Below are 12,736 nucleotides of genomic sequence, written 5' to 3' on the forward strand. Positions count from 1 at the left end.
GCTCGAGCACCTACGCGGGTCAGCGCTCGGGTTCCGCAACCTCATCCACTACATCGCCAGATCCCTACTCGAAGCCGGCGGATTCAGACCCCAACTACACCGTCAACTGTGAAGAGCCGCATTGGGGGCGGCTCCAGCGGAACCGCACCGCCGCGCCGTAGCCGACCAGGCGGACCCCATCGAGGTGCTGCTCGCGGTGCTGGCCGCCGCCGATTGACCGGTGCGTGCGTGATAGCGGAAGATCGGCCACCGACTACGGTGCACGATCTTCCGCCAACTGACGCCGGTGGAAACCGATCAAACACCAGAAGCAGCACCGCACCGGCGATGAATTGAAGCGGGCGACGGTGGTCTGATCGCCGATCCTGTTGCGGAACTGGGCATTTCGGCGGAACTTGCCGACGATCTCGCGGCCTGGCAGGAGTGGTGGGAGCAGCACTTTCACTACGACCGCGGGTGGGATTCAGCCGCGGCGCGCACCGCCTATCTGCGCGAGGCAACGCCGCTCGCGAACAGGCTCCAGCGGGAGCTGCCGGGCGTCGAGGTCGTCAACGCCGTCACCGGCTGATCCGTGGCGAACGGGCTCAGGCCCGGTTGCTGGTCTTGCGCTTGAGCCAGCCCCAGGCTGCGGTGGCCACGAACAGGACGATGCCGATGATCGCCAGCCAGAGCAGCCCCTTGATCACGAAGCCGAGCACCGCAAGGACGAGCCAGATCAGCAGCAGGATTCCGATGAACGCAAGCATTCGTCAATTCTGCCTCGCCCGATCCGAGGCCGGTCGTGCGGGGCGCAACCCCGTTTCGCCAGTCACCTGTGAAGAGTGCACAGTGACTGCGGCTGAAGTCGACACTTTGCCCATTGAACGGTCCTCTCTCCGGCTCTAACGTGCCAACAACGGCGGAGCCGCTCGGCGCCGCCGTCCGGGCTACCGGCAGCACGTTCGACAGGGAGTGACGAGATGAGCGGTCACGGACACGTCGGGGTCGATGATTACGCGCTTGCCCGGGTACCACGCAGCGCCAGGTACTCGTGGTGGTCGGTGGCGGTGCAACGCTTCGGGCAGGTCTCGGCGCTGAGCCAGTTCCTGCTCGGCTCCACCATCGGATTCGGGATGACGTTCTGGGGAGCATTCTGGGCGTTCACGCTCGGGGCGATCATCCTCGAGCTGGTGTCGATCCTGGTGGGGATCATCGGTGCCAAAGAAGGACTGCAGACGTCGCTGTTGGCCAGGTGGACCGGGTTCGGCTACGGCGGCAGCTCGGTCGTCGGCGTTGCCATCAGCATCAGCCTGATCGGCTGGTTCGGTATCCAATCCGGCGTCTCAGCCGAAGGTTTGCTGTCGTTGATCGGAGTGTTGCCGCTGTGGGCTTGGTCGCTGGTGTTCGGACTGGCGGTCACGCTGGTGGTGATGGGCGGGTTCGGCTCGATGAAATGGGTCGCCTACATCACCGTGCCGGCGTTCCTGATTCTGGTCGGCTGGTCTGTCGGCAAAGAGCTCACCGGACACAACCTCGGTGATCTGGTGCGCTCGGCACCGGCCGGGCCGCAGATCAGCTTGCTCACCGGGACCACCTTGGTGGCAGGGGGTTTCATCGTCGGCGCGGTGATCACCGCCGACATGACGAGGTTCAACCGCAGCAGCGCCGACGTCGTCAAGCAAACCGTCGTCGGATTCACCATCGGTGAATACCTGATCGGGATGTCCGGGGTGCTGCTGGCCCATGCGGTCCGGTCGGACAACATCATCACCATCGTCACCTCGTCGGTCGGCTGGGTAGGCACCCTGGTGATCATCCTGGGGACGCTGAAGATCAACGACTGGAACCTCTACTCGGCCAGCCTCGGCACCGTGAACTTCCTCGGCGTTGTGTTGCGGCGCCGCGTCAATCGTGGGTTGCTGACGCTGATCATCGGCGTCATCGGCAGCGTGTTGGCCGCAGCCGGCATCCTCGACAAGTTCATGGATTTCCTCATCATTCTCGGCGTCGCCTTCCCGCCCATCGTCGGCATCATGGTGGCCGAGTACTTCGTGGTGAAGCTCTGGCGCGGTCAGCTCGACAGCACCAGAGCGGACGGAACGCTGCCGGCCAGCTCGCCGACCTGGGTGCCGGTCACCCTACTGATCTGGCTTGCCGCGGCGTTGATCGGACACTTCGTCCACTGGGGGTTGCCCAGCATCAACTCGCTGGTGGTCGCCTTCGTGCTGTATGTGGTGATCGGAAAGCTCGGCGGTATCAAAGGCTATGGCGTCAGCCGGACCGAAACGGCAGGTGCGGCAACCGGAATCGGCGGCGCATCGAACGCAACTACCAACCCGAAGGTGCAGGCATGAGAATTGGGATCGACGTCGGCGGCACCAACACCGATGCGGTGCTGCTGAACGGCAATACGGTGGTCGCGGCGGTCAAGGCCGCCACCTCGGAGGACGTCACCAGCGGCATCGTCACTGCGCTGGGCCAGCTTCGCCAGCAGCACGATTTCGCGCCGGACCACATCGACGCGGTCATGATCGGCACCACCCACTTCATCAACGCATTGGTGGAGGCTTCCCGGCTGGCACCGACGGCCGCGCTGCGGCTGGGGCTTCCCGCGACTGCGGCGCTGCCGCCGCTGGTGGGCTGGCCGGAGCGGCTGGTGCAGGCCATCAACGGCCGCGGTTTCCTGGCCCACGGCGGGCATGAGTTCGACGGGCGGGAGATCTCGCCGCTTGACCCGGACGAAATCCGGCGCATTGCAGGAGAAATGGCGGCGGCCGGCGTCACCTCGGTAGCGGTGTCTTCGGTGTTCTCCCCGGTCAACTCCGACTTCGAGCGAGCCGCCGCGGAGATCCTCACCGCCGAACTCGGTGACGACGTACCGATCTCGCTGTCACACCAGATCGGCCGGATCGGGCTGTTGGAACGGGAGAACGCGACCATCATCAATGCCGCCCTGCGGCACCTGGCGGAGGGCATCGTGACCGGTCTGTCGGCATCGATTGCCGGCGAGGGCATTGCGGCCCCGCTGTTCCTCTCGCAAAACGACGGCACCCTGATGGACGTTGAGTTCGCCCGCCGCTACCCGGTGGCGACGTTTGCGTCAGGACCGACCAACTCGATGCGGGGAGCGGCCGTGCTCTCCGGCGAAACCACTTGCGCCGTCGTTGATGTCGGTGGCACCACGTCTGACGTCGGAGTGCTCACCGCCGGGTTCCCACGGGAGGCGACGGTGGAGGTCAGCGTTGCCGGGGTGCGGACCAACTTCCGGATGCCGGATGTGCTCAGCGTCGGCATCGGCGGTGGCTCAAGGGTTCGCGGTCACGACGGGCGCGCACCGACCGTCGGGCCGGACTCCGTCGGCTACCGGCTCACCCAACAAGCCAGGGTATTCGGCGGAGACGAGCTGACCGCGACCGACCTCGCGGTGGCGGCCGGCCGCGCCGACATCGGCGATCGCTCGCAGGTGGCCGGCCTCGAGAAGTCTTTCGTCACCGCCGTTCTCGACCGTATCTCCACCGACGTCGCCGATGCGGTCGATCGCATGCGTATGTCGGACGAGCCACTGCCAGTGGTCGCCGTCGGCGGTGGCTCGATCCTGCTGCCCGACGAGTTCCCCGGACTCGGACCGGTGCTGCGGCCGGAGAACTTCTCCGTCGCCAACGCCATCGGCGCCGCGATCGCTCAGGTGGGCGGCGAGGTCGACCGGGTCTTCGCGATCGCACCGGGCCAACGCGACGCGGTGGTGGACGAGGCACGGCAGGACGCGGTTGACCGCGCGGTGGCCGCCGGCGCCGACCCCCGGACCGTCAGCATTGTCGACTTCGACGAAGTGCCGATCCCTTACCTACCAGGCAATGCCACCCGAATCCGCTGCAAGGCAGTCGGCGATCTGCAGATCGATCGCGCCGACACCCGGGCGCTGGCAGGCAACGGACCCGGCGTCGGCGGTGGGGTTGGTCGATGAGTCACAACGAGACGACCGAAGACAAGATCATCGAAGACGAGATCACCGAAGACGAGGTGACCGAAGATGATGTCGAGCTGATCGCCAAGGGCGCAGCAGTTCTCGGCGCCGGCGGAGGCGGCGACCCGTACATCGGGATGTTGATGGCGCAGCAGACCCTGCGTGCCCGCGGCCCGGTCCCGCTGGTGCATCCCAGAGATCTGTCCGACGATGCCGTCGTGTTCCCGGTGGCGATGATGGGTGCGCCGACCGTGATGGTCGAGAAGCTGCCGACCACCGAACAATTCGCCGAAGCGATCACTGCCCTGTCCAGGTATGTCGGCAAGCGGGTGACCCACGTGGCCTGCGCTGAGGCCGGCGGCATCAACTCGACCATTCCCGTCATCGCCGCGGCAGAACTCGGATTGCCTTTGGTGGACGGCGATCTGATGGGCAGGGCGTTCCCGGAGCTGCAGATGGTGCTACCCACCCTCGCCGGCATCGCGGGAACGCCGATGTCCATCGCCGACGAGAAGGGCAACACCGGCATCCTGTCGAGCGTCGACAACCCGTGGTCGGAGCGGATGGCACGGGCACTGACCATCGAGATGGGCTGCTCGGCGATCATCAGCAACTTCGTCATGGACGGCGCCACCTTCCGAGCCGCGTCGGTGCCGGGCACCCTAGGGGTCTGCCGACAGCTCGGACGCGCCATCGTGCAGGCGCGGTCGGCGCACCGCAGCGCGGTGGATGCGGTGGTGGACGTCCTGAACGGCCGGCTGGTCTACACGGGCAAGGTCACCGACGTGGCAAGACGCACCGCGACCGGTTTCGCCCGCGGCACGGCCACTGTTGCACCGCTGACCGGCCAGGGTGACACCCTCACCCTTGAGTTCCAGAACGAGCACCTGCTGGCGGCGCGCCAGCACAGCGGCGGGCAGCACATCGAGGTCAGCACACCGGATCTCATCATCGTGCTCGACGCCGAGACCGGCGATCCCATCACCACCGAGGCACTGCGCTTCGGCCAGCGGGTGAGCGTTCTCGGCGCCCCTTGCGACGAACGCTGGCACACCGAGGCGGGGGTCGCACTGGTCGGTCCGCGGTACTTCGGATACGACTCCGATCCGGTTCGGGCGGTGCGGCAACAGCAGGAGATGGTGGGATGAGCGAGCGCGGTTGGACGCTGGGAACCGAGCAGCTCACCGACCTGGCGCGCGGGGCCGCGCTGCTGGGCACCGGCGGCGGTGGCGATCCCTACATCGGGCGCCTGATGGTTGAGGCGGCCATCGCCGAATACGGCCCCATCACGGTGATTTCCCCTGACGAGCTCGCCGACGACGAGTTCGTGATCTCCACCGCGATGATGGGTGCGCCGAGCGTCATGGTGGAGAAGATTCCCAAGGGCGACGAAGCGGTGCGGGCGCTGCGCGCGTTGGAACGGCACCTTGGCCGCAGCGCCGACGCCACCATCCCCATGGAGTGCGGTGGAATCAACTCGATGATCCCGCTGGTGGTGGCTGCCGTCACCGGGCTTCCGGTGGTGGACGCCGACGGCATGGGGCGGGCGTTTCCTGAGCTGCAGATGGAAACCTTTGGCGTGTACGGGATTCCGGCCTCTCCCATGGTGGTTGCCGGCGACCACGACGAGTGGGTGCTCATCGACTGCGGTGCCGACAACTCCAGAGTGGAGTGGCTGGCTCGCGGGGCCTGCATCCGGATGGGCGGTGCCGCGCTCATCGCCGAGTACCCGATGACAGGGGCCGACGTGAAACGCACCGCCATCCCCGGCACGCTGTCGCTCGGTGTCGAGCTCGGCGCCGCGATCCGCCAGGCCCGTGCGGGCCATCGTGATCCGGTCGCGGCGCTGCGCGAGCGCCTGGGGGGCAGCATCTATCGGCAGTTGCGGGTGCTGCACGAGGGCAAGGTGACCGATGTCGAACGCCGCGTGGTGGACGGCTTCACCCGTGGCACCGTGCGTATCACTGGATTCAACAAGCCCGGCGATGCTGCGAGGGCCGGCGACCTGGTGATCTCCTTCCAGAACGAGAACGTCATCGCACTGCGCGAGGGGCAGCTGCTCGCGGTGGTGCCTGACCTGATCTGTGTGCTGGAAGCCGACTCCGCCGAACCGATCACCTCGGAGACGCTGCGCTACGGGCAGCGGGTGCGGGTGATCGGGATCTCCACTCCCGATCTGATGCGCACACCCGAAGCGCTGGCCGTCTTCGGCCCGCGGTGTTTCGGGCTCGACCGCGATTTCACCCCACTGGAGCAGCTGCACCCGACCGCTGACTGAGCCGGCGACCCGAGGCATCACCTGCCCGGCGCCTGGCCAGTGCGGAGCAGCGGCGGAGGATGATGGGTGAGCGTGAGCACCGTTGGGAGCAGTCGGTTGTATCCGGCAGACCTTGACAGGTTTCTGCGTGGCGCCGCGCTGCTGGGTTCCGGTGGCGGTGGTGAGGCGGCGTTGTTCGGCGCACGGCTGGTCGACCAGCTGCCGAGCGACGGCCTCGAGCTGGTCTCCATGGCCGAGGCCGTTGCCGCCGGGTTGGGCACGGTGGCTGCGGTCGGCATGATCGGCGCGACCTCGGTACTGACCGAGAAACTGCCCAACGGCAACGAGATCGCCGGCTCGGTTGTGGCAGCCGAACGCTGGTGTGGCCGGCGGATCGACGCCGTCATGCCGGTGGAGGCGGCGGGTGTCAATGCGATCCTCCCAGTGTTGACGGCGGCGCAACTCGGACTTCCCCTGGTGGATGCCGACTTCACCGGACGAGCGCTTCCCCGGTTCGATCAGCTGAGCCTGGTGGTGGCGCGGCCACAGCTGCTGCGGTCGGCAACGCTGGCGCAGCCGGGGGGACAGTTGCTGGTGCTCGACAAGTGCTCGCCCGCCGAGCTGGAACGAGCGGTTCGGGCCTATGTCGGGCACTCCGGCGGGTGGGCAGGTGCAACGTTTGGGCCGTTCCCGCTCGGGGAGCTGGCCGGCGCTGCCTGCGAGGGCACCCTGGCCAGGGCACTCGCCCTTGGCGGTTGGCTCACCGCCGAGGCCCTGGAGCGGCTGGACGAGTTGGCTGGAGCTGTCTTGGCCCGCGGCCGGGTGATCGAGGTAGTGCGCAGCCAGGGGCAACAGTTCACCAGGTCCAGCTTTGCCGTCGCCGCTGCCGACGGCGCGCTGCTGCGGATCGAGGCGGAGAACGAGTACGTCGCGGCCATCCGCGACGGTCTACCGGTGGCCACGTCCCCCGAGCTGATCTGTGTGCTGGACCGGCGGACCGCTGAACCCATTGCGGTTGAACGGTTGCGGTTCGGCGACGATGTACAGGTGGTCGCCCTGACTGGTCCGCCGTGGTGGCGGGCCGAGGCCCGCAGGCTGGCGGCGGTCGGCCCTCGGGCGTTCGGTGTCGATCTCGACCCGGTGCTGCTGTCGCAACCCGGCCGCGAGCGGGACGCTGTCGACCCCGTCGCCAGTACAGGCGAGCGCCGGTGACGACCTTGCGGCAGGCGCTGGCCCTGCGTTCGTGGCGAGCGGTGCGCTTGTTGGCCGGTCCGGCCGGTGAGGCGGCAACCGCAGCGCTGCGACGGGTCGAGCTGATCGCCGACGTCCGCGCCCCGGTACCGACCGACTTGCAGGGTGCGTTGTTGGCCGTTGCCGGCGAGATCGACCGCGACGATTGGCATCTCGACGTGCTGATCCGCAGGACGGCCGCCGGTGGCGCTGCCGGGTTGCTCATCGCCGGGACCGGCCCGATCGGCACGGCCGCCACCGTCGTCGCCGACCGGCTCGCGGTGACCATCTTGGGCACCGACGATCCGATCGCCGGTGCCGTTGCGCTGCGGGTGCACCTGGCCCAACCCGAACTGGAACGCGCCCGCTGGGTGACTGCCGTCGCCGATGCCGTCGAGGGTGCAGGCGACACCGTCGACGCGGTGGTGACCGGCGCGGCAGCCGTCCTCGATCGTTCCATCTGGCTGGTTGACTCCGGCGGGAACGTGGTCGTCGGGCCGACGTCCCACCCGCCCGATCCGCCGGAGAGTGCGGAGTTGGCTGCGGTGCTGGCGGCTCCGGAGTCGGCGACGGTCGGCTGGGTGTTGCACGAGGTCGCCACCGACCACCCGCGCGGTGCCTACCTGATGCTCCGCCGACGCGAGCACGACGAGCTTGCACCGGCCCGCGCCGCACTCTCGGTGCTTGCGGTGGCGATCGCGGGACGGCTTGCGGTGCAACGACTGTCCTCCGAACGCGACGCCAGGCAGCGCATGTCGCTGCTGGCGGAGTTGCTGCAGCCCGGCGGGCCGGTTGATCCGCAATTGCCGCGCCGCATGCTGGAGCAGGGCTGGCGCCTGGACGGGTACCACGAGGGCATCCGCATCGACGTCCCGGCCGCGGCCGACCCGGTGGCGCTGCGCCCCGAGGTGCTGCGCGCCTTTGCCGATGCCGGCGTCCCGGCGCAGGTGGTGGAGCAGGGCGCCGGCTGGGCGGCGTGGTGCACCTTCGCCGACTTGCCGGCGCCGAAGCAGCGCGAGGCGCACGCGTCCGCGGTCCGCCGGGTGCAGTGGCTGCTGCGGGCGCGGCTGCCGACCGTGATGGGCGTCGGCAGTCTGCAACCGGGGGCCGAGGGCCTGGTGCGCAGTCTCGGAGAGGCGGGTGATGCCGCCAAGATCGCGGCAACCCGAACCGCAGGCGGCCATCTGGTGCAGGTGGACCGGCTGGGCCTGAGCCAATTGCTGTTGGCGTGGACCCGTACCGAGACCTTCGGTCCGGCCGCGTCGTCGCTGCTGACCCCGCTGCAGGACGAGCCGGCGCTGCTGGCAACGCTGTCGGCCTACCTGGAAGCCCAGTCATCGATTGCCGAAACCGCTGCGATCTTGGGGGTTCACCGCAATACCGTCACCGCCCGGATCTCCAAGGCAGTGGAACTGCTGGGAATCGACCTCGGCGACCCGGACGAACGCCTCGCTGTTCAACTCGCCTGCCGCAGTGTGCTGGCCCAGCGTTGAGGTCGCTCACCCGCACGCTCGGGCGGGCAGCACTGTCCAGGTCCGATTACCGCCAGCGGGCCGGCGTCGAGCCGGGACATGCTGGACGGCATGACGAACCTCCGCGGCCGCTTTCGTGATCTGCACAGCTCCGGCACCTTCCTGATGCCCAACCCCTGGGACGTCGGGTCGGCGAAAATGCTGATCGCGCAGGGCTTTCCCGCGTTGGCGACCACCAGCAGCGGCTTCGCCGGCTCGCTGGGCCGCACCGACCAGCGCGTCACCCGAGACGAGCTGCTCAGGCATGCCGAGGCGATGGCGGGCGCTGCCGGCGAGGCCGGCGTACCGGTGAACGTCGACGCCGAGAACGGGTTCGGCGACGAGCCGGAACAGGTGGCAACCACCGCGCGACTGCTGGCTGCCACCACCGCCGCCGGGTTCTCCATCGAGGACTGGGATCCGGTGGGCCGCAGGATCTATCCGCTGGAGCTGGCGGTGGAAAGGGTGGTGGCCGCCAAGGCGGAGGCCGCCGACCTGGTCTTCACCGCCCGCGCCGAGAATCAGCTGCGCCAGGTCGCCGACCTTGACGACACCATTGCCCGGCTGCAGGCGTACTCGGCTGCCGGCGCCGACGTGCTGTACGCGCCCGGCCTCACCGCGGTGGCGGACATTCAGCGGGTGCTGGCCGCGGTGGACAAACCGCTGAACGTCCTTGTGATCCCGTCGGCGCCTTCCGTCCAGGAGCTGACGGCGTTGGGTGTCCGCCGGATCTCCACCGGGCAGGGCCTTGCGGTCGCCGGCTACGCAGCGCTGCTGCGAGCCGCCGACCAACTGCGCGCCGGCGACTACAGCTACGCGGCTGCCGACCCGAATCCCTTGTCGCTGCTCGACTAATACCTCCGCCCCGCGCCCCGCCCCGCTCCGCACCCCGCCACTCCCCACCTCGACCCGCACCCGCACCCGCACCCGCTCCGCACCCGCACCCGCTCCGCACTCGCGCCCAGGCCGGACGCCCGTGCCGGCCCGCGCGCCGCCGCCGATGCCGGCAAGCCTGTTGAACCAAGCCGTTGAACATTGCCACCCTCAGCAGAGCCCATTACGGTGCTGGCAACGTTGCCAGGGTAGGAGTGCGCCGATGTACTTTCCTCTCACCGTCAAGGATTTCCTTGACCGCGCGGAACAGGTGTATCCGCAGCGGATCGGGGTGATGGACGAGCCCGATCAACCGGCGCCGTCGCTCGGCGAGCTGAGCTACGCCAGGGTCGCAGAGCTGGCGCGTGCGCAGGCGGCCAAGCTGGACCAGCTCGGGGTGCCGGCCGGTGGGCGGGTCGCGGTGATCAGCCACAACTCGGCGCGGTTGCTCGGCAGCTTCTTCGGGGTCAGTGCCTGGGGACGCATCCTGGTACCGATCAACTTCCGGCTCAGCAAGGACGAGATCGACTACATCGTCGAGCATTCCGGTGCCGACGTGGTGTACGTCGATCCGTTGTTGGAGCATCTGCTCGACGGTCTGCCGGCGACCCACAGGTTCGTCCTGGGCGACGACGACAACCTCTACGCGCCCGACGCCGATCCTCGGCCGTGGGCCGACCCCGACGAATCCGCCACCGCAACCATCAACTACACCTCCGGCACCACCGCCCGCCCGAAAGGGGTCCAGCTCACCCACCGCAGCTTGTGGCTGAACGCCGTGGTGTTCGGCGCGCACCTGCAGGTGAGCGACGACGACACCCTGATCCATACCCTGCCAATGTTCCATGTCAACGGCTGGGGAATGCCGTTCACCATGGCTGGTTTCGGCGGAACCCAGGTGGTGCTCCGGCAGGTGGACGGCCCCGAGATCCTTCGGCGGGTGGAACGGCACGGCGTCACATTGGCCTGCGGTGCGCCCGCGGTGATGAACACCGTCATCGCCGCGGCAAGGCAGTGGCATGGGCCGATTCCCGGCAGCGGCCGCACCAGGGTGGTGGTGGCCGGCGCCGCTCCACCGACGGCCACCATCGAGCAGGTGGAATCGGTGCTCGGTTGGCAGTTCAACCAGTTGTACGGCCTCACCGAGACCTCGCCGCTGCTGACCATCAACCGGCCGCGCCGGGAACACGCCGACCTGCCGCCGACGGAGCGGGCCCGCAAACTCGGTCGGCAGGGGGCGCCGGCGCTCGGCGTGCGGTTGGCCGTCGCCGACGACTCCGAGGTGTTGGCCCGCAGCAACCACAACCTGGAGGGCTACTGGAATCAGCCGGATGCCACCGCAGAAGCCCAGCGGGACAACTGGTTCCACACCGGCGACCGCGGGCAGTTGGACGACGAGGGCTACCTGGTGATCTCCGACCGGAAGAAGGACGTGATCATCACCGGCGGCGAGAACGTCTCGTCCATCCAGGTGGAAGATGCCCTGCTGTCGCATCCGCAGATCGCCGAGGCTGCGGTGATCGGCACCCCGGACGAGCGCTGGGGCGAGCTCGTCACCGCGCTGGTGGTACTGGCCGACCCGCCATCAGGCACCGAACCGGACGACACCGAGCCGGACGACGCCGGGCTGGACGAGGCCGCCGTGATCGCGCACTGCCGCGGGTTGCTCGCCGGTTACCAGTGCCCGAAACGGGTGGTGTTCGTCGACGAACTGCCGCGCACGGCGACCGGAAAACTGCAGAAATTCAAACTGCGCCAACAGTTCTGACCATGCACGCCAGCTCAGGAATCCGACCAGATCACGGTGTTGTCGCTGTTCGCCGGATCGCCAAGCGCGACCGTGACGACGCCGCCGGTACGCATCTTGTAGCCCTGCACGAAGGCCACCCGCCGGCCCGGCGGCAGCCACCCGCCAGCGCTGTCGCCGATGCCGGCGGAGGGGTCTTTGAACGGTGTTGCCTTGGCTCCGGTGTTCTCCACCTCGGGCTGCAGCGACACCTGCTGCCCTACCGTCGACAGGTTGGTCACCACCACCGTCACCTTCACCCAGCGGTATCCGGTGTCGCCGGCCGCCGCGCCCACCGGCTGCGCCGGCTCGGCGTTCACCGCCAGCCGCAGACCATCGGCGGCGACGAAGCTTTGGCCGAAGCAGCGCCGCGCCACCTTGTCCTCGGGAACGGCGCTGGGGCGGAAAGCCTCCTGCTTGGGCGGCGCACCGGCGGAGAAGGTCAGCGGCTGAAAGCTGTACCCGGGCGACACCACGACGAACACGTCGTTCCGGTCGACCACCCGGAACCCGAGCCGCAGCTGCTGACGCTTGCCGGGAGCCAGGTTGATCAGGGCGTTGTCCAACTCGGCGTCGGTCAACGCGGTGGCCGGCCGGCCGGCGCTGATCACCGTGACGTCCAGCGCCCCGGAGACTTCATCGTCGCTGCCGTTGGTCAGGTCGGCGGTGATCACCACCGGTTCCCCGCGCCCGGCGTCGCCGGCCGGCTGGCTCGGGGTGTAGGTGACCGGCTTCGAAACCGCCAGCCGCAGACCGTTTTTCCAGGAACCCTCGGTGCCGAAGGCGATTTCGGTGTTCGACTGCGGCAGCACCGTCTCGGTGCCGGGAGTCGCCGGTGCGCTGGTGGCCGTGTTGGCGCCGGACAGTTGTTCCGGTGTGGCAGAACTGCACGGCTTGGTCGGTTGCTTGCCGGTGGTGCCCGGGCCGCCGGGCCCGGCGCCCTGCGGGGTGGATACACCGGAGCTGGCATCGCGCGCCTGCTGCTCGGCTTGGCCGCCCACCGACGTGGTGCACGCGGCAGTCGTCACCGCGGCGACAGCTGCCATCAGCAACGCCGGCAGCCGGAGCCGCCCGCGAGCTGACGAGCTGCGGTTGCCGGACCGGACCTTCCCACGCACGCCGAGAAGGTATCCCAC

General features: G+C 68.6%; 10 protein-coding genes. 8 read left to right on the plus strand and 2 right to left on the minus strand.

Going from position 1 to position 12,736, the window contains the following annotated elements:
* Positions 1 to 584: 584 nt before the first annotated feature.
* Entirely contained in the window at positions 585 to 746 is a 162-nt protein-coding gene (locus tag HKD39_RS18130; RefSeq protein ID WP_171201285.1) for a hypothetical protein, read from the minus strand.
* A gap of 213 nt (positions 747 to 959) precedes the next feature.
* Here HKD39_RS18130 and HKD39_RS18135 point away from each other — a divergent pair, with 213 nt between their 5' ends.
* The 8 genes from HKD39_RS18135 (at position 960) to HKD39_RS18170 (ending at position 11,582) form a co-directional block, all read left to right on the plus strand.
* Positions 960 to 2,333, plus strand: a complete 1,374-nt coding sequence (locus tag HKD39_RS18135) for a purine-cytosine permease family protein (RefSeq protein WP_171201286.1) — start codon at positions 960 to 962, stop codon at positions 2,331 to 2,333.
* Positions 2,330 to 3,943 carry a hydantoinase/oxoprolinase N-terminal domain-containing protein gene (locus tag HKD39_RS18140; RefSeq protein WP_171201287.1) on the plus strand — a complete coding sequence of 538 codons (1,614 nt, stop codon included), beginning with the start codon at positions 2,330 to 2,332 and terminating at the stop codon, positions 3,941 to 3,943. The genes HKD39_RS18135 and HKD39_RS18140 overlap by 4 nt, the downstream gene beginning before the upstream one ends.
* Positions 3,940 to 5,091: an S-methyl thiohydantoin desulfurase family protein gene (locus tag HKD39_RS18145; RefSeq protein ID WP_171201288.1), complete on the plus strand. Its 1,152-nt coding sequence runs from the start codon at positions 3,940 to 3,942 to the stop codon at positions 5,089 to 5,091. The genes HKD39_RS18140 and HKD39_RS18145 overlap by 4 nt, the downstream gene beginning before the upstream one ends.
* Positions 5,088 to 6,221: an S-methyl thiohydantoin desulfurase family protein gene (locus HKD39_RS18150; RefSeq protein ID WP_171201289.1), complete on the plus strand. Its 1,134-nt coding sequence runs from the start codon at positions 5,088 to 5,090 to the stop codon at positions 6,219 to 6,221. The genes HKD39_RS18145 and HKD39_RS18150 overlap by 4 nt, the downstream gene beginning before the upstream one ends.
* A gap of 66 nt (positions 6,222 to 6,287) precedes the next feature.
* On the plus strand, positions 6,288 to 7,412 hold the full coding sequence (locus HKD39_RS18155) for an S-methyl thiohydantoin desulfurase domain-containing protein (RefSeq protein ID WP_171201290.1): 1,125 nt from the start codon (positions 6,288 to 6,290) through the stop codon (positions 7,410 to 7,412).
* The gene (locus HKD39_RS18160; protein WP_171201291.1) at positions 7,409 to 8,923 is read left to right on the plus strand and encodes a helix-turn-helix domain-containing protein; all 1,515 of its coding nucleotides are present in this window, start codon (positions 7,409 to 7,411) and stop codon (positions 8,921 to 8,923) included. The genes HKD39_RS18155 and HKD39_RS18160 overlap by 4 nt, the downstream gene beginning before the upstream one ends.
* Positions 8,924 to 9,013: 90 nt before the next feature.
* Positions 9,014 to 9,796, plus strand: coding sequence for an isocitrate lyase/PEP mutase family protein (locus HKD39_RS18165; protein WP_171201292.1), 783 nt, complete (start codon positions 9,014 to 9,016; stop codon positions 9,794 to 9,796).
* Between the two features lie 241 nt (positions 9,797 to 10,037).
* Positions 10,038 to 11,582, plus strand: a complete 1,545-nt coding sequence (locus tag HKD39_RS18170) for an AMP-binding protein (protein WP_171201293.1) — start codon at positions 10,038 to 10,040, stop codon at positions 11,580 to 11,582.
* Positions 11,583 to 11,596: 14 nt separating this feature from the next.
* On the opposite strand, the gene HKD39_RS18175 is transcribed toward HKD39_RS18170, so the two are convergent.
* Positions 11,597 to 12,718 (minus strand): hypothetical protein, encoded by a 1,122-nt coding sequence (locus HKD39_RS18175; protein WP_171201294.1) that lies wholly within the window; start codon positions 12,716 to 12,718, stop codon positions 11,597 to 11,599.
* Positions 12,719 to 12,736 lie beyond the last annotated feature (18 nt).

The sequence above is a fragment of the Nakamurella aerolata genome (assembly GCF_013002705.1).
GTDB classification, from domain to species: domain Bacteria; phylum Actinomycetota; class Actinomycetes; order Mycobacteriales; family Nakamurellaceae; genus Nakamurella; species Nakamurella aerolata.

Bases quoted from the DNA above. Each gene is read 5' to 3' on its own strand.
- HKD39_RS18150 (WP_171201289.1), top strand. From the start codon at position 5,088: ATGAGCGAGCGCGGTTGGACGCTGGGAACCGAGCAGCTCACCGACCTG.
- HKD39_RS18170 (WP_171201293.1), top strand. From the start codon at position 10,038: ATGTACTTTCCTCTCACCGTCAAGGATTTCCTTGACCGCGCGGAACAG.
- HKD39_RS18165 (WP_171201292.1), top strand. From the start codon at position 9,014: ATGACGAACCTCCGCGGCCGCTTTCGTGATCTGCACAGCTCCGGCACC.
- HKD39_RS18135 (WP_171201286.1), top strand. From the start codon at position 960: ATGAGCGGTCACGGACACGTCGGGGTCGATGATTACGCGCTTGCCCGG.
- HKD39_RS18140 (WP_171201287.1), top strand. From the start codon at position 2,330: ATGAGAATTGGGATCGACGTCGGCGGCACCAACACCGATGCGGTGCTG.
- HKD39_RS18145 (WP_171201288.1), top strand. From the start codon at position 3,940: ATGAGTCACAACGAGACGACCGAAGACAAGATCATCGAAGACGAGATC.
- HKD39_RS18130 (WP_171201285.1), bottom strand. From the start codon at position 746: ATGCTTGCGTTCATCGGAATCCTGCTGCTGATCTGGCTCGTCCTTGCG.